This is a genomic window from Rhodonellum psychrophilum GCM71 = DSM 17998, from assembly GCF_000381545.1.
Lineage (GTDB): Bacteria > Bacteroidota > Bacteroidia > Cytophagales > Cyclobacteriaceae > Rhodonellum > Rhodonellum psychrophilum.
In genome coordinates this window covers 174,337-199,725 of the sequence record NZ_KB906680.1, presented here as the reverse complement: position 1 = coordinate 199,725, position 25,389 = coordinate 174,337, and the positions used below count along the sequence as shown (strand labels likewise).

At 40.8% G+C, this 25,389-nt stretch carries 21 protein-coding genes; 13 read left to right on the top strand and 8 right to left on the bottom strand.

The genetic code is table 11. The annotated features are described in order from the left end of the window. The first annotated feature begins 218 nt into the window (after positions 1 to 218). Positions 219 to 2,771: a phosphoenolpyruvate carboxylase gene (locus F824_RS0113795; protein ID WP_019598497.1), complete on the top strand. Its 2,553-nt coding sequence runs from the start codon at positions 219 to 221 to the stop codon at positions 2,769 to 2,771. A gap of 164 nt (positions 2,772 to 2,935) precedes the next feature. On the opposite strand, the gene F824_RS0113790 is transcribed toward F824_RS0113795, so the two are convergent. After that, positions 2,936 to 3,346 (bottom strand): OsmC family protein, encoded by a 411-nt coding sequence (locus F824_RS0113790; protein WP_019598496.1) that lies wholly within the window; start codon positions 3,344 to 3,346, stop codon positions 2,936 to 2,938. A 555-nt stretch (positions 3,347 to 3,901) separates the two neighbouring features. On the opposite strand from F824_RS0113790, the gene F824_RS0113775 reads away from it, so the two are divergent. The 3 genes from F824_RS0113775 to F824_RS0113765 all read left to right on the top strand — a co-directional run bounded on the left by F824_RS0113775 (position 3,902) and on the right by F824_RS0113765 (position 8,176). Then, complete coding sequence (locus F824_RS0113775) at positions 3,902 to 5,575, top strand: cation:proton antiporter (RefSeq protein WP_019598493.1); 1,674 nt, start codon at positions 3,902 to 3,904, stop codon at positions 5,573 to 5,575. A gap of 228 nt (positions 5,576 to 5,803) precedes the next feature. Beyond that, positions 5,804 to 6,478, top strand: a complete 675-nt coding sequence (locus F824_RS0113770; RefSeq protein WP_019598492.1) for a potassium channel family protein — start codon at positions 5,804 to 5,806, stop codon at positions 6,476 to 6,478. Between the two features lie 213 nt (positions 6,479 to 6,691). Then, entirely contained in the window at positions 6,692 to 8,176 is a 1,485-nt protein-coding gene (locus F824_RS0113765; protein WP_019598491.1) for a S10 family peptidase, read from the top strand. 106 nt (positions 8,177 to 8,282) lie between these two features. Here the strand turns inward: F824_RS0113765 and F824_RS0113760 are convergent, their stop codons facing one another. Next, entirely contained in the window at positions 8,283 to 9,158 is an 876-nt protein-coding gene (locus F824_RS0113760; protein WP_019598490.1) for a tRNA glutamyl-Q synthetase, read from the bottom strand. A gap of 205 nt (positions 9,159 to 9,363) precedes the next feature. Here F824_RS0113760 and F824_RS0113755 point away from each other — a divergent pair, with 205 nt between their 5' ends. After that, positions 9,364 to 10,101 (top strand): hypothetical protein, encoded by a 738-nt coding sequence (locus F824_RS0113755; protein ID WP_139189810.1) that lies wholly within the window; start codon positions 9,364 to 9,366, stop codon positions 10,099 to 10,101. A gap of 278 nt (positions 10,102 to 10,379) precedes the next feature. On the opposite strand, the gene F824_RS0113750 is transcribed toward F824_RS0113755, so the two are convergent. Next, complete coding sequence (locus tag F824_RS0113750; RefSeq protein WP_019598488.1) at positions 10,380 to 10,856, bottom strand: DUF4442 domain-containing protein; 477 nt, start codon at positions 10,854 to 10,856, stop codon at positions 10,380 to 10,382. Between the two features lie 107 nt (positions 10,857 to 10,963). On the opposite strand from F824_RS0113750, the gene F824_RS0113745 reads away from it, so the two are divergent. Further along, the gene (locus F824_RS0113745; RefSeq protein ID WP_019598487.1) at positions 10,964 to 11,764 is read left to right on the top strand and encodes a M48 family metallopeptidase; all 801 of its coding nucleotides are present in this window, start codon (positions 10,964 to 10,966) and stop codon (positions 11,762 to 11,764) included. Between the two features lie 35 nt (positions 11,765 to 11,799). Here the strand turns inward: F824_RS0113745 and F824_RS0113740 are convergent, their stop codons facing one another. Both F824_RS0113740 and F824_RS0113735 read right to left on the bottom strand, forming a co-directional pair. Beyond that, positions 11,800 to 12,606: a 3'-5' exonuclease gene (locus F824_RS0113740; protein WP_019598486.1), complete on the bottom strand. Its 807-nt coding sequence runs from the start codon at positions 12,604 to 12,606 to the stop codon at positions 11,800 to 11,802. 1 nt (position 12,607) lies between these two features. After that, positions 12,608 to 13,981: a UDP-N-acetylmuramate--L-alanine ligase gene (locus tag F824_RS0113735; RefSeq protein ID WP_026333710.1), complete on the bottom strand. Its 1,374-nt coding sequence runs from the start codon at positions 13,979 to 13,981 to the stop codon at positions 12,608 to 12,610. Positions 13,982 to 14,376: 395 nt separating this feature from the next. Here F824_RS0113735 and dnaB point away from each other — a divergent pair, with 395 nt between their 5' ends. From dnaB to F824_RS0113715, 3 genes are all read left to right on the top strand, one after another. Then, positions 14,377 to 15,963: a replicative DNA helicase gene (gene dnaB / locus F824_RS0113725; RefSeq protein WP_019598483.1), complete on the top strand. Its 1,587-nt coding sequence runs from the start codon at positions 14,377 to 14,379 to the stop codon at positions 15,961 to 15,963. Between the two features lie 811 nt (positions 15,964 to 16,774). Beyond that, complete coding sequence (locus tag F824_RS0113720; RefSeq protein WP_139189812.1) at positions 16,775 to 17,260, top strand: hypothetical protein; 486 nt, start codon at positions 16,775 to 16,777, stop codon at positions 17,258 to 17,260. Positions 17,261 to 17,381: 121 nt separating this feature from the next. Further along, on the top strand, positions 17,382 to 18,383 hold the full coding sequence (locus F824_RS0113715) for a quinone oxidoreductase family protein (protein WP_019598481.1): 1,002 nt from the start codon (positions 17,382 to 17,384) through the stop codon (positions 18,381 to 18,383). A gap of 71 nt (positions 18,384 to 18,454) precedes the next feature. On the opposite strand, the gene F824_RS0113710 is transcribed toward F824_RS0113715, so the two are convergent. Next, on the bottom strand, positions 18,455 to 18,784 hold the full coding sequence (locus F824_RS0113710; RefSeq protein WP_019598480.1) for a hypothetical protein: 330 nt from the start codon (positions 18,782 to 18,784) through the stop codon (positions 18,455 to 18,457). Between the two features lie 73 nt (positions 18,785 to 18,857). Between F824_RS0113710 and F824_RS0113705 the strand changes: the two genes are divergently transcribed. The 4 genes from F824_RS0113705 to F824_RS0113690 all read left to right on the top strand — a co-directional run bounded on the left by F824_RS0113705 (position 18,858) and on the right by F824_RS0113690 (position 22,610). After that, positions 18,858 to 19,595: an electron transfer flavoprotein subunit beta/FixA family protein gene (locus F824_RS0113705; RefSeq protein WP_019598479.1), complete on the top strand. Its 738-nt coding sequence runs from the start codon at positions 18,858 to 18,860 to the stop codon at positions 19,593 to 19,595. A gap of 30 nt (positions 19,596 to 19,625) precedes the next feature. Further along, positions 19,626 to 20,594, top strand: coding sequence for an electron transfer flavoprotein subunit alpha/FixB family protein (locus F824_RS0113700; protein WP_019598478.1), 969 nt, complete (start codon positions 19,626 to 19,628; stop codon positions 20,592 to 20,594). Positions 20,595 to 20,599: 5 nt separating this feature from the next. After that, entirely contained in the window at positions 20,600 to 21,205 is a 606-nt protein-coding gene (locus F824_RS0113695; protein ID WP_026333709.1) for a bifunctional nuclease family protein, read from the top strand. A 118-nt stretch (positions 21,206 to 21,323) separates the two neighbouring features. Next, positions 21,324 to 22,610 (top strand): NupC/NupG family nucleoside CNT transporter, encoded by a 1,287-nt coding sequence (locus F824_RS0113690; RefSeq protein WP_019598476.1) that lies wholly within the window; start codon positions 21,324 to 21,326, stop codon positions 22,608 to 22,610. Between the two features lie 397 nt (positions 22,611 to 23,007). On the opposite strand, the gene F824_RS0113685 is transcribed toward F824_RS0113690, so the two are convergent. Together F824_RS0113685 and pckA are read right to left on the bottom strand one after the other, a co-directional pair. Then, complete coding sequence (locus F824_RS0113685) at positions 23,008 to 23,442, bottom strand: peptidylprolyl isomerase (RefSeq protein ID WP_019598475.1); 435 nt, start codon at positions 23,440 to 23,442, stop codon at positions 23,008 to 23,010. A gap of 225 nt (positions 23,443 to 23,667) precedes the next feature. Next, the gene (gene pckA, locus F824_RS0113680; RefSeq protein WP_019598474.1) at positions 23,668 to 25,278 is read right to left on the bottom strand and encodes a phosphoenolpyruvate carboxykinase (ATP); all 1,611 of its coding nucleotides are present in this window, start codon (positions 25,276 to 25,278) and stop codon (positions 23,668 to 23,670) included. Positions 25,279 to 25,389 lie beyond the last annotated feature (111 nt).

The window sequence follows — 25,389 nt, the reverse complement described above, 5'->3', positions numbered from 1 at the left end:
AAAAGTCTAAAGTACGAAAAATTGCCAAATCAGTAAGTCATAAAATTCAAATAGACGAAGATGGATTTTTTTTGAATTGTTTAATGCTTTGAAAATGAATTGGATAAACACCCCCCAAAATCATTGGTGTTTTATCTAAAGTCATTAATATTCCGGAAAATTTACCCCCCGACCTATTTTTTCGTTAAATTCACGGCACACAAACCATTAAACCAAAAATGTCAAAAAATTATCAAACCGAGGTAGCAAAGCGGTTTACCATCTACAACAGTCTTTTTCTTGATCTGCCCTTCAATGATATCTATAGGACTGGTACGCTATTGCCCATACTTTCGTCAAAATGTCACGAAGGTTACGTTCAGGGGAAAACCCCTAAAGAAATCATAGGGCAGTTTTTTTCTGAATTGATGTTGGACCACAGCGAAAAGGAAAGACATACATTACTTTTTCAAATGGTACAATATGTCGAAAGGCAGGTAGTTTTATTTGATTCCATTGAGGATGCAGCTTTCGAAAAAGTGAATGACCTCAAGGGGAAAGGAACCATCACGGCCCTTTTGGCTAGAGTGGACAATGACAAGAAAAAAGAGGCGCTTATCGAGAAACTAAGGACTTTCTCAGTTCGGCTGACGCTCACGGCGCACCCCACCCAGTTCTATCCCGGAAATGTTCTTGGCATTATCACGGATCTAGAATCTGCCATCAGGGGCAATGATCTTGGAAATGTCAATTTACTTCTTCAGCAATTGGGTAAAACCGGATTTATCAACAAGGAGAAACCCACGCCCTACGGCGAAGCCATTAGTTTAATATGGTTTTTGGAGAATGTATTTTACCACAGTATTTCCGATATCCTGATCAGGCTTTTGAATATGCTGGATATCCCAGTGCATACTTGGGAAAATACCGGATTGCTTTCGGTAGGTTTCTGGCCAGGAGGAGATCGCGATGGCAACCCATTTGTGACGCACGATATCACCGAGCAGGTGGCTGACCGACTTCAAAAATCCATTTTGAAATGTTTTTACCGAGATGTAAGAAAAGTCAGAAGAAGACTCACGTTTAAAAATGTAGAGCCGATCCTTTTGAATGTCGAAAAGGGCATTTACAGCACTTTATTTGAAAACAGTAAAGTGTACCCCAACAAGGAAGTCTTGCTGGATGAACTTTTGGAGGCAAGGGATGCGATTATTCAACATCACGATGGTTTGTTTTTGGAACACTTGGACGAATTTATCCTTAAGGTAAAAATATTCGGCTTTCATTTTGCCAATATGGATATCCGACAAGACAGCAGAAAGCACGATGCGCTTTGGGAAGAGATAATCCAAATTGATGGTGGAAATGAAGCGAAGGAAGCCTTTGTCCGCTCTTCAGAAGAAGAAAAGATTGCAAAGGTATTGTCATTTGATAAACTCCCCGATTTGGACGCCATTCAAGACAACTTCCATCAGGAAATGCTAAAAAGTTTTGATGCAATCGCCTATGTGCAGGAAAATAACGGTGTAGAGGGCTTACACAGATATATCATCTCCAATGCTCAGTCCGCTTTTCACGTACTTGAGGTTTTTCATCTGGCAAAACTCACTTTGGGAAAAGGCAAGGAAGAACTGATTTTGGATATCCTTCCGCTATTTGAGACGATTGACGATCTTGCCAAGGCGCCTGAAATCATGGAGCAGCTTTACCAAAATGAAGCGTATAGAAAACATTTGGAAAGAAGAGGAGCCAAACAAACCATCATGTTGGGCTTTTCTGACGGGACAAAAGACGGTGGATACATCCGGGCCAATTGGTCCATTTTGATGGCCAAGGAACAGCTCACGAAAATCTCCAGGTTGTATGAGATAAGCGTCGTGTTTTTTGACGGAAGGGGAGGACCTCCTGCTAGAGGTGGTGGGAATATGCATAATTTTTATGCATCTCTGGGCCAACATGTGGAAAACGAGGAAATCCAGGTAACGATTCAGGGACAGACGATCTCCGCAAATTACGGCAAGCAGGTTTCCTGTACCTATAATCTTGAGCAATTGCTGTCTGCTGGGTTGGAAAATCATCTTTATCCTTCTCAAGAAAAAAACCTATTGGCCGACCAAAGGGCATTGATCGATCAAATGGCCGATGTCAGTTATCAGGCTTATAAAAGCTTTAAAAATCATCCGCAATTCATTCCTTACCTTGAGCATGTGACGCCTTTAAAATATTTTGGTCAGGTGAATATAGGATCTAGACCTTTGAAAAGAGGGAAAGACGAGGGCTTGAAGTTCGAGGACCTGAGGGCAATTCCATTTGTCGGATCTTGGGCACAGATGAAACAGAATATACCGGGATTTTTTGGAGTGGGTACTGCTTTGGAAGCCTTGAAGGAAGCGGGTAAATTTGACCAGACGAAAAGATTGTATCAGGATTCTCTGTTTTTCAGGTCTCTCCTTGGCAATTCCATGCAATCTTTGGCAAAGTCCTTTTATCCGGCCACAGCCTATCTGAAAGACAATCCGAATTATGGGGCGCTTTGGCAGATCATGCACAAGGAATACAAAAAATCCATCCAAATGCTTTTGGAAGTATCGGGAATGGATGTGCTCCTTCAGGACAATCCAGTAAGCAGGGAATCAATTGCGATTCGTGAAAAAATTGTTTTGCCTCTGATCACCATTCAGCAATATGCCATCCAAAGCATGTTGGATGAGGGAAAAGAGGATCCTGTTTTACAAAAACTGATTCTTCGCACCATGTTTGGTATTATCAATGCGGCGAGAAACGCAGCGTAATAGCCCCAAAACAAACAAAAAAGCCCGGTTTATACCGGGCTTTTTTGTTTTAATCAGAATGTTATTCCCGTGTTATGCAATTCCATTTCTGATATAGGTCAAAATTGTTTGATTATCAGCGTATTGATTATCAGTTTGAAACCCAATGCATATTTCGGGTTAAATTAGTTCAGCGTGTATTCCAACACGATTTTGGTGTTCAATAATTTTGAAATTGGGCAGTTTAGTTCTGCATCTTTTGCCAATTCCGCAAATTTTTCTTCCGAGATGCCCTCTACTTTCGCTTTTAGAATCAGCTTGGATTGAGTGACGGCTCCATCCTCAAACGTGATTTCGCAATCCGTTTGCAATTCTGTCGGTGGGTGATTTGCTTCGGTAAGGTTAAAACTCAGTTTCATGGAAAAACAGCCTGCATGTGCCGCTGCGATCAACTCCTCCGGGTTGGTACCCACTCCATTTTCAAATCTGGATTTAAAAGAATATTGCGCTTTATCTAAAACAGTGCTTGCCGTACTCAGATGGCCTTTACCTTCTTTTCCACTTCCTTGCCAAATGGCTGTTGCTTTTCTACTCATATTAAATTCGTTATTTGATAATTGTCTTGATATTGACATTGATTTGAAAAAACAAGATAAATATTATTATATAAAATCAGTAAATTTCATGAAACAATATCAATTTTTGATATTGTTTCATGCCATGTTTTCACTCCTTTTTGAAGGTGAAAATCATTATATCCCAAAGTATTTCCGCAATTTTTTACCCGAAATAGGCATTGGGTTTCCTGATGGTGGTTGAAATTGCAGGAAAATCAGACCATTTGGAGAATAATGAATACTACCGATAGGTGGATGTCAAAATTTGTAAAGGACTGGCTGATTGCTAAGCAATTTTGGGTAGGAATTGAATAGGCAATGCATGACACGGGTTAAATTGATTTTACACGATTCTATGTCAATGGCGCTTTGATTTCTTTTAAAAGGATAGACTCGATTCGCTACCAATTGGTTTGCCAAAAACAGAATCGGGGTGTTTGGGGGTAAAAAATTGACCTATGCCGAAACTTTAGTTTTTTATTTCGATTGTGCAAAAAAAATGTCTTATTGGTTTTTGAATTTAAGTTTTCATCGATGAATTGGATAGCCATTCTTTCAGAAAATTCTTTTTACGAATTTACAGTAATACTTTTTCTGGCGGCGCTTTTTGGTGCCATAGGCCAATTGTTGAAACAGCCTTTGATAGTGATGTTCATTGCATTGGGAATCGTGGTGGGACCATCTTACTTGGATATCGTAAAGTCCAAAGAAAACATCTATCTATTGGCAAAAATTGGGATCGCTGTGCTTTTGTTTATAGTGGGGTTGAAACTTGATTTAAGGCTGATTAAATCCACAGGCAAAATCGCCTTGTTTACAGGTCTTGGGCAGGTTTTTTTTACTTCCGCCATCGGTTACTTGATCGGGATATCCTTGGGTTTTTCAAGTCTCCATAGTTTTTACATTGCTGTGGCCCTTACTTTTTCCAGTACAATCATTATTGTAAAATTGCTTTCCGACAAAAAAGAAATTGACTCTCTTCATGGGCAGATCGCCATTGGCTTTTTGATTGTGCAAGATTTGGTCGTGATCATGGTGATGATCGTTCTCTCCACATTGGGGAGGTATGATGGCTCTTCAATGGTGTGGAACATTGGAAAAACTTTGTTGTCAACTTTCTTCATGATCTCTTTGACCTTGGTTTTTATGAAGTGGGTGATCCCAAGATTAAGTTTTTTTCTTGCCAAATCGATAGAAATCTTGACACTTTCTGCAGTAGCTTGGGCAGTAACATTGGCTACGATAAGTGAATTGATTGGTTTTAGCGGAGAAGTGGGTGCTTTTTTGGCGGGTGTGAGTTTGGCCTCTTCACCTTTCAAGGATTTGATTAGCAGTAGGCTTGTGAGTTTAAGGGATTTTTTGCTTTTGTTTTTTTTCGTCAATCTTGGGTTTGGGCTAAATCTTTCGGTGATAGGGGCGCAAATTCCCGCGGCAATCCTCTTTTCACTTTTTGTTTTGATCGGAAATCCGATCATTGTACTCATCATCATGGGAAGGATGGGATATCGAAAAAGGACTTCTTTTTTGGCTGGTTTGACGGTGGCCCAAATCAGTGAATTTTCCTTGATTTTTGCGGGGATGGGACTGACTATTGGTCACCTAACAGAAGAAATAGTAGGCTTGATCACCTTGGTAGGTTTGATCACCATCGCATTGTCCACCTATTTGATCCTTTACTCTCATTCGATTTATGGTTTTTTATCCCCAATCTTGTCCATCTTCGAGAAGAAGGACCCTTACCGGGAAGATGAGTTTCAATTTGAGACCAAAAACAATTTTGACCTGATCATATTCGGATTGGGCAGGTTTGGTGGGAACATTGTGCGGATCTTGGACAAACACACCCAGATCAAATATTTGGGAGTTGACTTCGATCCTCAAGTGGTCAAGGATTGGCAAATGGCCAAGAAACCAATTCTTTACGGAGACCTTGAAGATCCAGAAATGTTGGAACATTTGCCTCTCAAAAAAGTAAAATGCATCATCAATACCATCCCCGGAGCAGATCATTCGCTTGGTTTTTTGAAGCAATTAGAAAAAATTGGATTTAAGGGCGTCGTTTTTTTGACCGCTTTGAATGACCGGGATAAACTTTTTATAAAAGTAGCTGATAATGTAAAGATTTTGCAACCCCACGAAATGGCGGCAAGTAATTTCTTCAATTCATTTTTGTCTTCTATATTTAAGGACCTGAAATTGGAAAAATAGATTATACCCGAAATATGAATTGGACTTCCTAATTGGGTTGCAACTGACAAAAGAATCAGTCTAATTTAGGGAATGATGCATATTACGGATATGGTGAAATCAAAAATAGCTCATAACTATCTGATTATTAAAAAAATTTTAGGCTCGAATAGAATTGATGTTGTATTAAACGGGTAGAAGCAGATATTCTGTTCTTCAAAATCCGGTTGTTTAGCTTTTGATATTTTTATGAAGATCTATTTAAAAAACGTCAAAGAATTCTGGGTTTCGGATACCAGTTTTGTGACTTTGTTAATCATGTTGTTGTTTACTGTGTTTGTGCTTCCCGTGATGATTGATACAGAATCTGAAAGTACACTTTTCCTCAACATCATGTTTGTGTCTTTGTTTTTTGCTGGGATATTTTCCTCCAAAGAGCCCGCAATGATTGTGATCACTTCCACACTTTTTTTGGCTCATGTCATTTTGAAATTGATTCGTTTCAGTGATACTCCTTTTGAATATTACATGGTCGAAAAGGTTGTAGGCTTACTCAATTTGATGGTTTTTATTTTCATCAATTTCAAGCTATTGTTTCGAAACGATGAGATCAATACCTACCGAATCATTGGAGCAGTGAATGTCTACCTTTTATTGGCACTTTTTGGTGCCTTTGTCCTGGAAATCATCCATATTCAGACCGGCGCATCCATTATTGGAGATGTGAAATTGGTGGGTGGGGATCAAGATTTTTCCGACTACATTTATTACAGCCTTGTCTGTATCACCACGGTGGGTTTTGGAGATATTTTTCCTGCGAATGTTGCCAGTAAAATGCTATCGGTCTTTTTGTCTGCAACAGGCATTCTTTATCCTGCGGTCGTGATTGCAAAATTGGTTTCTTCAGGTTCAAGAAAGGACTGAGTTTAACCTGAAATATGTATTTTCTTTCAATTTCAATTCCATTTGGAAACCTATTGCATATTTCGGGTTCAACAGCGATCATAAACTTTACATTTTCATTTCGGCAGGATTAAAGTGTTGTTTACCATTTATCCAACGTATATTTTACTTATATAATTTGGAGTAAGATGTATGGAATTTGACTTAAATTGAAACCTACTGATCAAATGAACTATGCTGAAAAAATCTTTATTTGCCCTATTGGCATTGAGTTTTGGTGTTTCTCTGTCGTGGGCCCAAGAAACCCGGAAAATAACAATTGATTCTTCCGTGGTCACCAATGGCGAAGTCACCGTCAAAGGAAAACGTGTCCCGTACAAGGCCACTGCCGGTACGATGCCAGTTTGGGACGAAGAGGGAGAACCCATCGCTTCCCTGTTTTTCACCTATTACGAGCGTACGGATATTTCTGACAAGACCACCCGACCATTGGTAGTCTCTTTTAACGGCGGTCCTGGGTCCGCCTCGATTTGGATGCACTTGGCCTATACAGGTCCATTTGTTTTGAATATCGACGAGGAAGGTTATCCAGTGCAACCTTACGGAACGAAATCCAACCCGCACAGTATCCTTGATGTGGCCGATATCGTCTACATCGATCCCGTTAATACAGGTTACTCTAGGATTGTTAACAAGGATACGCCTCGATCCACTTTTTTTGGGATCAATGCGGATATTAAATATCTCGCGGATTGGGTAAATACTTTTGTCACAAGACAAAATAGGTGGGCATCTCCAAAATACCTGATTGGTGAAAGTTACGGGACCACGCGGGTTGCCGGATTGGTCCATCAGTTGCAAAATGCACATTGGATGTATTTCAATGGGGTAATTCTGGTTTCTCCAACACCAATGGGCTTGGAAAGAAGAGGTCCGGTGGAAGCCGCCAATTATCTTCCTTATTATGCCGCCACGGCATGGTACCACAAAGCCCTTGACCCTTCCTTGCAGAATAAGGATCTGGACGAAATTCTTCCTGAAGTGGAAGCTTTTACAATCAATGAATTGATTCCTGCCATGGTAAAAGGAGGATTTTTAGAGCCTGCTAAGAAAGAGGCTTTGGCAAAGAAAATGTCCCTTTACTCGGGATTGAGCGAAAAATCGATTCTCCAACACAACCTTGCCGTACCCACTGGCTTTTTCTGGAAGGAACTTTTGAGAGAACAAGGACTGACCGTTGGGAGATTGGATAGCCGATACAGGGGAATCGACAAAAATGATGCGGGAGAAAGATATGATTATGATCCGGCATTGACTTCATGGAACCATGCCTTTGCTCCGGCTTTCAACCATTATGCAAAGAATGTGTTGAAATACAACACCGATTTGACCTACAATCTCTTCGGTCCCGTTCATCCTTGGGACAGGACCAATGAAAATACGGGAGAGCAATTGCGTCAGGCCATGGCGCAAAATCCTTATTTGCATGTGATGCTTCAGTCGGGATATTATGATGGGGGTACAGATTATTTCAATGCCAAATACAGTATTTGGCAGATGGATCCAAGCGGGAAAATGAAGGATAGGTTTTCGATCAAAGGATACCGAAGCGGACACATGATGTACCTGAGGGCCGAAGACTTGGCTACATCCAACGAAGATATTCGGCAGTTTATACAACGCACATTGCCGGGAAAAGGCGTTCCGGCCAAATATTAACAAAAACCCCTTGCGTTCACCAATGTGGGCGCAAGGGGTCTTTTTTTTATCAGAAAAAATTAATAGGTAATTTTTTCTGTTGAAACATCAGAATCAAGGTCCTTTCTTAGAGAATTTCCTTAAAATCCTCCAAACTGCTGAATTTCTCTTTTGATCCCATCCATTCGCCAATCATCTGGTAGATTTCAGCTGGCGTTTTTCCGGATTTTCTAAGAAATTGAATGGAGGTATCTCCTGCAGATTTGGAGAGCTTTTGGTTATTGGCCCCCGTCAGGATATTGTGGTGGTGGAAAGTGTTCTGGGCAAATTCATTTTTTGGCAGAAAACCTGACAGATAGATCTGTGCTAGGGAAGAACCGAGAAGATCTTTTCCTCTTACGACAAGATCAACGCCATAATGGATATCATCCACAACGGATGTGATTTGATAGGATGGCAATCCATCTCTTTTTTTGACCATGAAATCGGCCAAGATCCCCGGGATTTTCCTGGTGATTTTCCCTTCGGTAATGGTTTTTATTTTCACCTCTTGATGCAACGGTGCCTTTATTCTCCAAGTTACGTCAGGCAGGTCAAAAGCTAATTTTCTTGTTCTGCAAAAACCTGTGTAATACCCCTTTGGGTCCATTTTTTCAATCTTGTTTCTGCTGCAATCACAGGCAAACAAGGAACCTTTTTTCTTCAAATCTTCCAATGCCTGTGAATAAAGCGGCATTCTCAGACTTTGGGAAAAGTTTTTCTCGAAATCCACCATGTCCTTTGGTCCGGAGTGATAGGGGATTTCCATAAAATCCAGCGTGTCAAAAATGTCCTGAACGTATTTTTTTTTCACCCTTTCCTGATCAAGGTCATCAATCCTGAGCAGGATTTTCGCATTGTTTTTTTGCGCTAGCGAAGCTGTGATGATGAAGGAATAAACGTTTCCTAGATGAAGGAAACCGCTTGGGGTAGGGGCAAAACGAGTAAGTTTAAATGATGGCATTTGTATTTTTTATTTTAAAAGACCCGAAGTTAAGCATAAAAATTTTTTTTCGGTCATCGGTCCGGAATAATCCTATCAAAATCAAGTAATTTCAAAAAATGTCTAAGCCGTTTAAAAATACTTCCAATGTGATCAATCGGTTTTATTTAGTGTTTTTTAACGGAATATAATTTCATGCAATCATCTGGTTTGGTAATTTTGTTTTGTGATCAGGTTCTGTCTTCTCCTCTTGTTTTTTAGCGCCAGCCATGTGCCTGCGCTTTCCCAAAAATTGACGGGCAATGTCATCGATGCCTTGGATAAGGCTTATATTGATAAAGTCTTGGTGGTGAACCTTTCCAACAACGACAGCACGATCACCAATGAAAGGGGGTATTTCAGGGTCAGTGGTGCTTCCGGGGACTCCCTACATTTTTCCAAGGATAACTATATACCCAATACGATCTTAGTGGGAGAACAAACCCATTTTGTTACCCAGATCTATTTCAATGCCCGCTTGCTTCCCACATTCGATGTCTATGCCAATGAATTTAGAATTCCCTTCCAGGTGGGAAATGTATCCGGAATGAAATCCCTCGGAAACAGACCCACTGGTCCAGGTAAAATCTATACTGGCCTCGCAAATAATCCCTCCTTACAGCCAGGGCTTACCCTCGATGGGCCATTTTCCTATTTTATGAAAAGCGAAAGACATAAAAGGGAATATGCCAAAAAGCTTGATATCCTGTCCCGAAAAAAAGATTATTTGGAAGTCATCCAATCGGATTCGGTGATGACTGCATTGAAGGAAACCTTTTTGTTGGGAGATCGGGAATTGGACAGTCTCATTGTGGCCTTCAACCTCGAAAACCAGTATCATCAATTTTTGGATATGAATCGGGTTCAGGTGGAAAAATTGTTGTTGGAGTTCTTCCAAATCCATGCTTACAGGAAAAAATATTGAGCGATAGAATGTTTTGCAATAGCAACTTGGGGCATTATAGGGAATAATGGCCTGAAAATAAAATTGATGGGAGGTTCAGGAGTATATTAAAAAAAACACCTTAGGATTAAATTTTTCAAATTACCTGAATTCAGCAGCGACCAAGATCATCCAGCATACCTCCGAAACATAGCAACGCAAAACCTTGAGTAAACGGACTAAAAATGGTCAGTGGATTTCAGGCATCGTCAACTTCCAACTTCGGTCTTCGATCTTCCATCTTCCAACTTCCAAACCTCTTATTTCCTCTTAAAGGACCATGTGACATAAAATTTGGCCACAATGTCACCCGTTGGATTGGTTCCTGTAGAAACCATCACCAAGGTATTGCTTTCGCCAGGCGCGAGCTTGTTGATCAAGTCGTCGAGTTCCTTGCCTTGGTTGCAGGTAAATGTGATTGTTTGATTGGCTTTTTTGTGGTATTCCGCCCGGAAATCCACCACCAACATGCTGTATTTTCCTTTACCGGCCATGCTCAATTGGCAAAGTGCTCCCGTGCTCAATTCAGCTGCGCCTGCCAAAGCCGCAAAATAGGTGGATTTGAAGGGGTTTTGCGTCCGCCAAAAATAGGGGATGGTGACTTGGCAAACCTCTTCAGTCAACTCCTTGATTTTCAATTTCCAAAAAACGGCCGAGGGGAGTTTGAATAGCATGGCCCACCAAAAGATGAATCCGTTTTTCATTTTATTTTGATAGCTTTTTGCTTCTGGTGTCATTGTGTGGGATTGATGAATGTAATAAAGTTTTAAATTAGGCAAAAAATGAAGACACTCGATTTTAGTGGCATCTTTTTTGGAGTATTGCACAAATAAATCAAAATTTTATGATTAAGAAAATTTCCTTTTTGTTTTTGTCGGGACTACTGATGTACTCTTGCGCAAAGGTTCCCTTGAGTGGTAGAAACCAACTTAGTTTGGTGAGTAATGCCGAGATTCTGCCAATGGCTTATGATCAATATGACCAGGTTCTGAAGGAAAGTAAGCTGGTAACCAAATCCGCAGATGGCCAGAAAGTGGTCAAGGTTGGAAAAAGAATCGCCGTAGCCGTGGACAAATATCTGAGAGAAAAAGGATATGCAGATGTTCTGGTTGGATTCGATTGGGAATTTAACCTGATAGAAAGTGATCAGGTAAATGCATGGTGCATGCCAGGCGGAAAAGTTGCCTTTTACACAGGCATTATACCGATATGCAGGGACGAGACTGGAATTGCCGTGGTAATGGGACATGAAGTCGCCCATGCAATCGCAAGTCATGCAAGAGAAAGGATGTCCAATGGATTGTTGTTGAATGGTCTTTTGGGAGGTGCCCAGGTAGCGATGGGACAAAATCCAACCTTGACCCAAAGTATATTTCTACAGGCCGTCGGATATGGTGGACAGTTGGGGATGTTGAGTTATTCAAGAAAGCATGAATTGGAAGCAGATCAGCTTGGATTGAATTTCATGGCAATCGCCGGTTATGACCCTAGAGAAGCTCCGAAATTTTGGGAAAGAATGGAAGCCGGATCAGATGGAGCAAGACCACCGGAATTTCTTTCTACCCACCCTGGTCCGAGTAAAAGAAAGGATCAGCTGAACAAGCAAATGGCGGAGGCCATGGTGTATTATGAAAAAAACAAATAAAAAAAGAAGCCTGGTGATCACCAGGCTTCTTTTTTTTATTTTTGGTTGAAACTTTTCAATTTTACCTGGGTAAACTTCCTTTTGGTATCCAAAGGAAAATCACCTTTCATCATCCAATCGTAATAAGAAGGTTCTTCCTTCAAGACTTGCACAATGGTTTTCCCTTTGTGCTTTCCGAAGTTAAAACACTCTTCGCCTTCGGAATTGAAAATAAACCTACCGGCCAAATCCACCATCTTCTCATTCAAAAGGGTGTGGATCTTTTTCATGTCATTTTCCAAAGTACCCAGTGGGTTGCCTAAAAGATCTTCAGCAGCAACTCCCTGATAACGGTCTATCTGCGCCTTGAATACCTCATAAGTGGCCAAAGTATCTGCTTCCGCACTGTGCGCATTCTTTAAGTCTTCTCCGCAATAGAATTTATAAGCTGCGGCCAAGTTCCTTTTTTCCATCATGTGGAATATTTTCTGTGCATCGAGAAGGTTTCTTTTTTCGATGTCAAAGTCAATCCCTGCCCTCAAAAATTCCTCAACCAAAAGGGGGATATCATATTTCAGCACATTGAAACCCGCCAAATCTGCTCCGGCAAAGAACTGGTGAAGTTCACGCGACACATCTTTGAATGTCGGGGCATCTTTTACGTCCTCGTCATAAATGCCATGGATCAAAGAAGTTTCCTTTGGAATGGGAATGGTAGGGTTGATTTTCATCGTTTTGATTTCTTCCTTTCCTCCGGGATGTACTTTGACGACAGAGATCTCTACGATCCTGTCCGTGGAGATATTGATACCTGTCGCTTCAAGATCAAAAAAAGCGATTGGGGTTTTTAAATTTAAATTCATCTTATATTTTTTGATTGATTTTCTGTTTTAAAATACTCAAGTCCATATCGTCATAGTTGCCCGAACTCATCAGCAGCAAATTGGTTTGCGCGTATTCCTTGGCTTCCAAATGGGTCTTCAACAAATTGATGTCTGTGAATACCAGCAAATCTTCCTTTTGGAATCCTTCGCGAAGGGTTTGGGCATCCATCAGCTCCAATTTTTTCAAAGATACGGCTTTTGGGTTTAAATAGACAATCGCCTCATCTGCTGCATCAAAGGTGTGTGCGTAATTGGAGATAAAATCCTTGTTGAGGGAGCTGTAAGTGTGAAGTTCCTGAACAGCCACCAATTTCCGGTCAGGGAACTGGTTCTTCACTGCATTCACAGTTGCTTTTAATTTTGATGGGGCATGTGCAAAGTCCCTGTACAAAACACTGGTTTCAGAGCTTGCCATTGTTTCCTGTCTTTTGGCGGCGCCCTTGAATGAAGTAATGGATGCATAGAACTGAGCATCACTTAAGCCAAGACTTCCGCAGATTTCCAATGCACCTTGAAGGTTTTGGAGATTGTGCTGGCCAAAGATTGGGATTTCAATCTCGTTTTCGGGGGTTATCAGGTAGGTTTTACCGTCACGGATGGTATAAGGATGTGCTTTGTAAGGCACCAGATTTACATTGCTGATTTTGCAGTTCTCGCCCAATTGCTTGACGATGGAGTCTTCTTGGCAATAGATAAAAGTACCTGCGGGCGGAGTCATGTCCACCAGTTTTTCGAATTGTTCGCAGTAGTTTTCAAAGGTTGGGAAAACATTGAAATGGTCCCAAGCGATACCACTCATCAAGAGGATATCATGTTGGTAATGGAAAAATTTCGGTCTTCTGTCCAAGGGAGACGTAAGATACTCATCCCCTTCGATGATGATCATCGGCGCATCTGTGGACAAACGGACCATAAGGTCAAAACCTTCGATTTGGGCACCGACCAAATAATCAAAATCCAAGTCCTGTGCATTCAAAACATGGAGCACCATGGAAGTGATGCTGGTTTTGCCATGACTTCCCGAGATGACGACCCTGATTTTCTCTTGGCTCTGTTCGTAGATAAATTCAGGAAAGGAATAAACGGGAACACCCAATTCCTGCGCTTTGATCAATTCGGGATTGTCCTGTCTGGCATGCATGCCGAGAATGATGGCGTCGAGGTCCGGTGAGATTTTTTCTGGAAACCATCCTTTTGCTTCCGGCAATATCCCAGCTTTCTCAAGTCGGGTTCGGGAAGGTTCATAGATTTCATCATCCGATCCGGTGACGGTAAATCCTTTTTCGGCCATGGAAAGGGCCAAATTGTGCATTACTGCACCACCAATTGCTATAAAATGATACTTTTTAGACATTTTTTGAGGGTGATTCAAATGTTGAATAATATTATAATTCCATCGTTAAAGATAAGGACCTTGAGGGAAGGAAAGTCAATTTCATGTTTTTCAAGACCTTGGAAAATGGGGCTGATTTTTCCTTTGAAAATTTAATTTCCTCCAATTGGTCAAAGGTAAGGTTTATCATGTCCTTTTTGGAAAGTATCCGCTGGATTTCATGCCCAATTGTTTTTTTTTATTTTTATATAAAAACTGCAATGGGACAGAAACGAGGAAGAATGTTCCAAAACAATATCCCTAAAAATCCGATGGGTGGTAGATAGGAGATTGATTGATTAGATGTTAGCGAATTTGTTGATAACTCGTGCATAAATTGTTTAAAACCTTTGGCCCAAACCTCTTACATTTGTCCCATGTCAGAAAATAAACCAGCAGGAAAAGACAGGCTCACAGGTCGTCGAAAGCCCGATTCATCCAATCAAATCGGTCTTGGAAAATTGCCTCCCCAGGCGATTGAACTGGAAGAAGCTGTTTTGGGTGCGTTGATGCTTGAAAAAGAAGCTTTGACGGCTGTAGTGGATATGCTCCAGCCCGAGAGTTTCTACAAGGAAGCGCACAAAGCCATCTATTCTGCGATCTTGGATTTGTTTTCAGAAAGTCAACCCATTGATTTGTTGACAGTGACAAACCAGTTGAGGAAAAACGGCAAACTTGAAATCGCAGGTGGTGCATTTTTTATCACCGAGCTGACTTCAAAGGTCTCCTCCGCTGCCAATATTGAATTCCATGCGAGGATCATCACCGAGCAGGCCATGAAAAGAGAGATGATCCGCATCTCCGGCGAAGTCCAAAAAGAAGCTTTTGAAGATACCACAGATGTATTTGAGCTCTTGGACAAAATGGAACAGTCACTTTTTGAAATTTCGGAAAAGAACATCAGAAAAAATTATTCCGACTTGAAATCCATCATGAAGGAAGCCATTCAGGAACTTGAAGCCAAAAAAGGCCAAAAGGATGGGCTTACCGGTGTCCCAAGCGGTTTTACGGCTTTGGACCGGGTGACTTCAGGCTGGCAAAAATCGGATTTGGTCATCATCGCCGCCCGACCTGCTATGGGGAAGACTGCCTTTGTCCTTTCGGTATTGCGGAATGCCGCAGTGGACCACAACAGGCCCGTTGCGATTTTCTCCCTGGAGATGGCTTCAGTTCAACTTGTCAACCGACTCATCTCCTCGGAGGCAGAATTGGACTCGGAAAAAATCAAAAAGGGAAATTTGGCGGATTATGAATGGGAGCAGCTGGTTCACAAAACCGCAAAACTTTCCAAAGCCCCGCTTTTTGTGGATGATACACCTGCTTTGACTATCTTGGAATTAAGGGCGAAATGCAGGAAGCTCAAGGCGCAACATGACATACAGATGATCGTGATTGATTACCTTCAGTTGATGTCAGGAGACAGCAAATCCGGCGGAGGTGGAAACCGTGAGCAGGAGATTGCCAGTATTTCAAGGGCTTTGAAGAAAATCGCAAAAGAACTGAGTGTGCCTGTCATTGCCCTTTCCCAGCTTTCAAGGGCTGTAGAGACCAGGGGAGGAGACAAGCGTCCACAGCTATCGGATTTGAGGGAATCAGGAGCCATCGAGCAGGATGCGGATATCGTTATGTTCCTTTACAGACCTGAATATTACGGCATTACCGAAGATGAAGATGGACATTCAACCGCAGGCGTGGGGGAAGTAATCATCGCCAAGCACAGAAACGGTTCCCTTCAAAACGTGAAGTTGCGCTTCATCGGCAAGTACACCAAATTCACCGATTTGGAATTGAACGTTCCTTATAAAGCCGAAGATGCACTCTATGGTAGTAAATTCCCAAGTGCAGCGGGCGGTCAAAGCTTTGATACCAGCAACACCATCCGTCTGGGCAGCAAAGCCAATGGCGGAGGAAACGAAGATCCATTTTCCGGAGGATTCGGCAGCAATGAACCTGCGCCATTTTAAGTTTTGAATTTTAGTTCTCTTTCTCGATCCAATTTTAAATGATGGGCTTGAGAAATCTATTAGTTTTTTGATTTGGTTTGGGGATTTGAAAGAATCTACGCCCACAATTCTTAAACTTGATACTTAATATTTTAATTTTTCTTTATAAATGTTTTTTAAAAATGAAATATCATTGAATTTGAATAGATAAAGCGGTTAGAGAATGCAAAGTTATTTTTTACTATAGTAATGGTTTCTCTTGTTATGGCTTGGATTTTTAAACTTTTGCCTTTTCTTACGTAAAAAATTAAACAGAATCCTTTATTTTAAAAGCCAGACCGAAGAAATACCAAAAATATCGTTCTCCCATAACAGATCTATTTTTAAATGTGTGCAGAAATCAATGTTTTAAAACCTAGATAGGCATTCAATAAAGCTTTTCTGAAGGTTAAACACATGTGGATTGATATTGAGCTTTTCAAGATCAACCTAATCTATAAATACCATCTATCGAACAAGAACTTGAAATCGAAAACTATGATAATCAGATTTTAATAATCAAAAAGAATAACCCTCAAATAGAAACCGCTGAATTTGAAAATCAAATAGATCAATTGGTTTATGAGCTTTATGAATTGACAGAGGAGGAAATTAAGATTTAAGAAGTAAATTAATTTAAAAAAAAAACAGTATATACATGATGGTGAATAGAAAGAATTTCGTTAAAATCAAGAGGTTGGAATTGTATAAATTTCATTTTCTTGAAGTATTCTGGATTTCAGGGATAATCATATTTTTATCAATATTAATTTCAGAAGCAAATTTTTTTTATATGATAGCATTAGCACCTTTATTTATGCTTTTTATTTATTTAAACAAGAAGGATAATTATAGAAGTTATAATTTATACCAATTATTTTATTGGAGACACAATACATATAAATTAATTATTTCTTCTATTTCCGTATCTTTTTGTGTATCATACTTTTTGATAAATTCTTTGGAGTATAACCCTTTGTATAATGGGGGATTAAATGATTATAATATCAATAAGCAATATGCTGTTTATTTTAGTGTTTTACTTTCAATAATATTTTCAGGTATTAATTATTTTAACCTTAATGCGAGATTAGATAAATTAATCATTAACGAAATTTTTAAAAATAAATTAATTTCAAATATTATAATTAATAAGATAGACAGGCCAGGTTCCTTAATTGATTGTTTTTTAGAGAGATCAGAAACTGCTAATCTTTGGTACTCTTCTTTAGAATGTGAGGAGGATATGATAAATGATATTTATTATGGTGATACGTAAGATTGAAATATCTTTGTTTTTCGATGATTAAGATTTAATAAAAAAGCAACTTAAAAAATAAAATTTCACATAAGATTCCAAGTAATAATGATTTTTATTCAATTTACAAAAATCTAACCCCATGAAAGCAATCGTCTACAGCAGTACTTTACCAGAAAAAATTCAGTTATCCGAAATCCAATTGCCCGGAATTGGGGAAAACGAAGTGAGGGTCAGGCTTGTCGCCGCGGCCCTAAACCATCGTGATGAATGGTGCAGGCAGGGGCTTTATCCTGGTCTGAAAGATGGGGTGATACTGGGTTCGGACGGTGCAGGAGTGGTGGATGCAATCGGCGCGAATGTGGATTCCAACTTACTGGGGAAGGAGGTCATTATCAACCCCGCACTTCATTGGGGAGACAACCAAAAAGCCCAATCCAAAGAATTTAAAATCATCGGCATGCCGGATCATGGGACCTTGGCCGAATTCGTGCAAGTTCCCTCGGACCGTATTCATCCAAAACCGGAGCATTTGAGTTGGGAGGAAGCCGCAGCAGTTCCTTTGGGAGGAGTGACCGCTTACAGGACTGTTGTGTATCAAGGGAAAGTCGTTGCAGGGGAAAAAGTTCTGGTGACAGGATTTGGAGGAGGAGTGGCCCAGTTTGCCGTTCAATTTGCTCTGGCGCTAGGTGCTGAAGTGTATGTGAGCAGCAGCAGTCAGGCCAAGATTGACAAAGCAATTGGGATGGGCGTTACTGCTGGATTCGATTACAAGGATGAAAATTGGACAGAAGAAGCCCTTACGCTGACGGGTGGATTTGATTTGATTATCGACAGTGCGATGGGGAATACTTTGTCACAATTGATAAAAGCCGCACGTCCGGGAGGGAAAATTGTGCTCTATGGCGCGACCAAAGGAAATCCGGGAGTTTTGGATGCGAGAAAGGTCTTTTGGAATCAAATCCAAATCATTGGGACCACGATGGGAAGTGACCAGGATTTTGCCAACATGCTTGCATTGGTGAATGCATCCAAAATAATTCCGATTGTGGATCAAATATTCCCACTAGAGGATGCTGTTTTGGCCTTTGATAAGATGAAAGCGGGTTTGCAATTGGGGAAAATAGTGGTGAAAATTGACTAAGTAATGGAACGGTAATCAATCCCATCCTTTATGAGAGGAAATGCTATTGGAGATACTCCTTTTTTGGGAAATCAAAGATCATTTTCAAAAATGAAATTCTGGAAGCTATTTTGCAATTCCCTCAAAGCCTTTTCATTATTTTGGTCTTTTGCCAAGTCAATCCCGGTTTCAAAAATGGTTTTTGCAAAGTCAATTTGGTTTCTCTCCGAGAAAAAGAGGGCTGCATGATAATAGGTGGGAAGATAACCTTTATGTTCTTTCAGGAGTTTATTGAAACAATAGCTTGTTTTTTCCAAGTCAAAATTTTGGTATTCCAAGGCCAAAGCGTACCAATTAAAGGGATTTTCGGGTTCTTGGTCTGCATATTCTTTCAGGATTTCTATGCGGGACAAATTGCTCATGAATTTTTTTTTAATTAAAGCCTTAATTGCTAAATTCACACAAAATTATAAATAAATAACCTAAATATACGTAATGAAAATTCTTGTCTGTATCACACACGTGCCGGATACTACATCCAAAATTCAGTTTACTGAGAACAATACCCAATTTGACAAAAACGGCGTTCAGTTTATTATTGGACCTTATGATGACTATGCTCTGGCAAGAGCGGTGGAGTTGAAGGAGCAGTTGGGTGCAAGTCTTACAGTTATGAATGTTGGGGAATCTGATTCGGACCCTACCTTGAGAAAAGCATTGGCCATCGGTGCGGATGATGCCATCAGGGTCAACGCTTTCCCGAAAGACTCACTTTTTGTCGCCAATCAAATCGCCCATATTGCCAAAAGCAATGGCTATGAGTTGATCTTGATGGGAAGAGAATCCATCGATTTTAATGGAGGAATGGTCCATGGGATGGTTGGTGAACTGTTGGGAATGCCTTCTATTTCTCCGGTGATGAAACTGGAAGTAGAGGGTGATACAGTGAAAATGTCAAGGGAAATCGAAGGAGGAAAAGAATATGTGGAAGCAAAATTGCCGCTAATTGCAGGATGCCAAGAACCAATCGCTGAATGGAAGATACCGAACATGCGTGGGATTATGTCTGCAAGAACCAAACCTTTTTCAGTAGTGGAACCTGTAGTGGAAGAAGGAAACTCTCGCGTGATTTCCTATGAACTTCCTCCAGCCAAGGCGGGTGTCAAACTTGTGGATAAAGACAATGTCGAAGAATTGGTGAGGTTGTTGAAAAATGAAGCAAAAGTTCTTTAATTAATTTTGAATCCAAAAAATCAGATAATCATGTCCATATTAGTATATATAGAGCAATCAGAAGGTGCAATCAAAAAATCAAGTTTAGAGGCACTTTCCTTTGCAAAAGCATTTTCGGAGAAAATCGGAGGGGGAGAAGTCGTTGCCGTTGCCTTGGGTGACATAGCCGATGACGAATTGACCAAAACGGGTACGGCAGGAGCCTCCAAAGTCCTTCATGTAAAAGACAGCAGACTGACTTCTGGAATCATCCAAGCACATGCAGAAGCAGTTGCTCAGGTGTTTAATAAAATAGGGGCGAAGACACTCGTTTTGGCTAAATCTTCTTTGGGAGATGCCGTCGCGGCTCGTCTTTCCATTAAGTTAAATGCTGGTTTGGTTTCCAACGTTGTGGAATTGCCTGATACTTCCTCAGGTTTTAAAGTAAAAAGAAGTATTTATACAGGAAAGGCTTTTGCGCAGACGGAAATGACCTCGGAAAATAAAATCCTTGCAGTCAAAAAGAACGCGGTTCCTTTAAAAACAGACGGTGCTACGGCTGCAGTGGAAACATTGGAGTTGAATCTTGATGACCATAATTTTAGCACCAAAATTATCTCGACTGACAAAGCAACAGGCGAAATTCTTTTGCCAGAAGCAGACATTGTGGTTTCTGGTGGCCGGGGAATGAAAGGTCCGGAAAACTGGAACTTAATAGAAGATTTGGCCAAAGAATTGGGTGCTGCAACGGGATGTTCCAAGCCTGTATCGGATATCGGTTGGAGACCTCACCACGAACACGTCGGACAGACAGGAGTAAAAGTTGCACCTAGTTTATACCTAGCAGTTGGAATTTCGGGTGCTATTCAACATCTTGCAGGTGTCAATTCATCAAAGTGCATCGTGGTGATCAACAAAGACCCTGAGGCGCCATTTTTCAAAGCTGCTGACTACGGAATCGTAGGAGATGCATTTGAGGTGTTGCCAAAATTAACTTCAGCAATAAAAGCTATAAAATAACATCCGTGGATAAAACTGTCGAATTAGAAATTCTTGGCTTATCATCAAATCACTCCCAATCTGGGTCGTTTACCTTGGTCATGGGGGAAGTTGGCGGTATAAGAAGATTGCCGATTGTCATTGGTATGTTTGAGGCCCAAGCAATCGCTATTGAGATAGAAAAAATTGTCCCCAACAGGCCGATGACCCATGATCTGTTCAAGGCCTTTTCCTCCAATTTTAATTTTTCCATTGAGCAAATCCTGATTTCAGAAATGAAAGAGGGGGTGTTCTTTGCCAAAATCGTGTGTAGGAACAGTTCAAAATCCATTGAAGTGGATGCTCGCCCATCTGATGCAATTGCGATAGCGGTGAGATTTGATGCGCCGATATTCTGCGCCGAAAGCGTGATGTCAGAAGCTGCGATTGAATTCAACGAGGAGGAGGAAAAAAAGGAGTCGAAAAAGCCAAGCAAAGCTTCTCGTCAAGGTAGCGTAACCTCGGGTAAACTCGCGGACTCGCTGAAAGATTTCAGTCTTGATAAGCTTAACCAACTTTTGGATGAGGCCATCGGAAACGAAGACTACGAAAGAGCCGCTCGGATCCGTGACGAGATCAACAAAAGGAATTGAATTGAAAAGCCTGGCCTCTACCAGGCTTTTCAATTTAGCTTTATGTGCCCAACAGCTGGTGTTTCCCACACATTAGAATTTATCAAAATCCCAACATTTATACGCTTAGCATACTTTCATGGAATATATTAGAGGTTTACTTGGGATCTTTGTATTATTACTTGTGGCTTTTGCTTTTTCATCCCATAGAAAGTCTGTGGATTGGAGGCTGGTAGGTATAGGAGTGGTTCTTCAGGCCATTTTCGGTTTCCTCATTACAAAAGTCCCTTTTGTTGCCAGTATCTTTGCTTTGGTGAGCAGGGGTTTTGTCAAATTCCTGAGTTTTTCTTCCGACGGTGCCACTTTCCTGTTTGGGGATTTAGCGACGAGTTCTTTCGGATTTATATTTGCTTTCCAGGTTTTGCCCACGATCATTTTCTTTTCCACGGTTTCTGCCGGGCTGTATTATTTGGGAGTGCTTCAAAAAATAGTTTTCGCCATTGCTTGGGTAATGGCCAGGACCATGAGACTTTCGGGGGCCGAAAGTCTGTCGGCTGCAGGCAACATATTCCTGGGTCAAACAGAAGCGCCCTTGCTTGTGAGACCCTTTATTCCCACCATGTCAAGATCCGAATTGATGTGCTTGATGACGGGAGGAATGGCCACAATCGCAGGCGGAGTTTTAGCAGGCTATGTAGCTTTCCTTGGAGGGGACAGCCTTGAAGAGCAAAGTAAATTTGCAGCTTATTTGCTTGGAGCCAGTATCATGAATGCTCCAGCCGCGATCGTAATGTCAAAAATCATGATCCCGGAAACGCAAAAGGAAAAAGTAAATGACAAGTTGGAAGTAAATGAAGAAAATTTAGGTGTCAATCTGATCGACGCCATGTCGATAGGGGCCAGTGATGGACTCAAACTTGCCTTGAATGTTGGAGGAATGCTTCTGGCTTTCATCGCCGTAATTGCGGCCCTGAACTACATACTTTCAGGCTTGATAGGACATTATACTGGGCTCAATGCAATGGTGATTTCCAGTACGGATGGGCAGTTTACTGGTTTTTCATTGGAGTATATTCTGGGTCAGGTTTTTAGGGTTTTTGCTTGGGTAATCGGTGTTCAATGGACAGATACCCTTCAGGTGGGATCTTTGCTGGGGCAAAAGACGGTCATCAATGAGTTTGTGGCCTATCTGGGTTTGGCTGAAATGAAGGAGGCAGGAACGCTTGCACCCAAATCCATCGTAATTGCAACCTATGCACTTTGTGGTTTTTCTAATTTCAGCTCTATCGCTATTCAGGTTGGAGGAATTGGAAGTATCGCCCCAAACCAGCAAGGTAATCTTTCGAAATTGGGAATGAGGGCACTTTTGGCTGCTACTTTGGCTTGTATGATGACTGCTACGATTGCAGGTGCGCTATTTGGTTAAACCCGAAATCTGCATTGGCTTTCCTTACGGGGGTGAAACTGCAAAAAAATCAGATTATTTGAAGAATTAAGTACAATACCGATAGAATGAAGTCAAAAATAGTAGAAAAATGACTGATTCTGAGCTGTTTATATACTGGATTTGAGTCGGTGATGCATAAAATGGGTTGAAACCGAAATATGCATTCAGTTTCCTAATGAGATCGAAACGGCAAGAAAATCAGCCTATTGTGAGACTAATTCCTGACACCAATAGGGTGAAGTTAAAAAAAATAATTAACTAATTGAACATCAATTAATTATACTATTGAATTGAGTTCGTAATGCATTAAGCGGGATGAACCAACTTGGTTTAAAAAAAAATAAAAGGCTTAAATAAATTTTAAGCCTTTTATTTTTTAGTCAAGGATTACGATTTTTTCGATTTTATCGCCTTGTTTGATCAGATCAATTGTTTCCAACCCTTCAACTACTTTTCCGAAACATGTGTGGTTTCTGTCAAGATGACTGGTGTTGTTTCTGCTGTGGCAAATGAAGAATTGGGATCCACCTGTATTTCTTCCTGCGTGCGCCATGGAAAGAACACCACGATCGTGGTATTGAAGTTCTCCGGTAAGTTCACAATCAATTTTGTAACCTGGGCCTCCGGTGCCAGTGCCTTGTGGACAGCCACCCTGAATCATGAAATCAGGGATTACCCTATGAAATTTCAATCCATCATAAAATCCTTCTTTGGAAAGTTTGATAAAATTCGCAACAGCTTTTGGTGCATCTTCATCATAAAACTCAACTTTCATAACACCTTTTTCGGTGTGAATTTCTCCTGTAGTCATAATGGTATTAGTAAAATTGTAAACTGATCCGATTGTGATTTGATGCAAATGAATCGCAAAATCCTCAATTTTTTTCTTGAATTTAATTGTTACAAATATACACGCAAAAACTGCTGTTTGAATAGATAATTTAAAATTTTGAAAATTTGAAGTTTCGTTTGAGAAAAAAATACGCAAAAAAGGGGAGCAATGCTCCCCTTAATTATTTGGGTTTATTTATGGTTTTTATTCCCAACTTGGGGCACCTGCCAGAATTTCATTGCTGGCATAGTCTTCGAATTTTTTAAAGTTGGCGATGAAGGACTGTCCCAGTTCCCTGGCTTTTTTGTCATAGGCGTCCTTGTCTTCCCATGTGGCACGTGGGCTCAAAACCTCTTTTGGGACATTGGGGCAAGATTCGGGAATTGCCACTCCGAATACACTGTGTTTCCTGAAGCCTACATGATCCAAATGTCCTTCGAGGGCAGCTGTGATCATCGCCCGTGTATATTTCAATTTCATTCTAGAACCGATTCCATAGGGACCACCTGTCCAACCTGTATTGATCAACCAAACATTTACGTCGTGCTGCTCCATTTTTTCTCCAAACAGGGTTGCATATTTTGTAGGATGCAAGGGGAGGAATGCTGCCCCGAAACAAGCTGAAAACGTGGTTTTGGGTTCCGTGATTCCCATTTCTGTTCCTGCCACCTTAGCCGTATAACCTGAAATAAAATGATACATCGCTTGGCTTTTGTTCAGTTTTGAAATTGGAGGAATCACTCCAAAAGCATCCGCTGTCAGGAAAAATATATTTTTGGGTATTCCTCCTACGGATGGTTCCATTGCATTTTTTATAAAATGAATCGGATAGGCCGTTCTTGTGTTTTCAGTGAGATCAATGTTTCTGTAATTGACAGTTCTGGTACCTGGGTGAAATTTGGTGTTTTCCACAATGGCCCCAAACTTGATGGCATTCCAAATGTCAGGTTCATTTTCTTCCTCAAGGTTGACGACTTTTGCGTAGCACCCACCTTCAAAATTGAAAACCGTGTCATCATTCCAGCCATGTTCGTCATCGCCGATCAAGCTTCGGTTTGGATCTGCAGAAAGTGTGGTCTTACCCGTTCCGGATAGGCCAAAGAATACGGCAGTATCGCCTTTGTCACCAAGATTGGATGAGCAATGCATGGATAGTACATTGCGCTCGTGTGGCAGCAAATAATTCAATACGGAAAAAATACCTTTTTTGATTTCACCTGCGTAAGCTGTACCCCCGATCAAGATTATTTTTTTGGACAGGTTGATGATCGCAAAATTCTTTTGTCTTGTCCCGTTCGCACTAGGATCTGCCTCAAATTCAGGGATGCAAATAATCGTAAAGTCAGTCTGGAATCCCTCCAATTCTTCGGAAGAAGGCCTCAGAAACATGTTGTAGCAGAAAAGGTTTTGCCATGCCAGGGTGTTGATAATGGTAAGGTTCAGCCTGTAATCAGGTGCCGCTCCAGCATAGGCTTCTCTTACGAATAGGTCTTTGTCTTTCAGAAAATCAACCATCTGTTTGTAGAGTTGATCAAATTTCTCTTCTTCAAGGGGAATATTGATATCACCCCACCATACGGAATCCTTGGTTTGTGCATCCATGACAATAAATCTGTCTTTTGGAGATCTTCCACTGAATTCACCTGTGCTGACCATCAAAGCACCGGTGTCGGTCAGAACGCCTTCTTGGCGAAGAAGAGCGTGTTCTATAAGCTCAGCAGGGCTGAGATTTCTAAAAATTTTGTCGGAATTATCAAGACCTAGTTCTGCCAAGCTTTTTTGGCTTGATTTAATCTCCGGATATGCCATATTCATTAAGTTTTAAATGGGTTTATATTTCTGCTCAAAGATATAAAATCTTGACAGATCATTTATCCAAAAAAATGCTTTTTTTACAAATTCAATCGATTACGTAAAGATTTAATG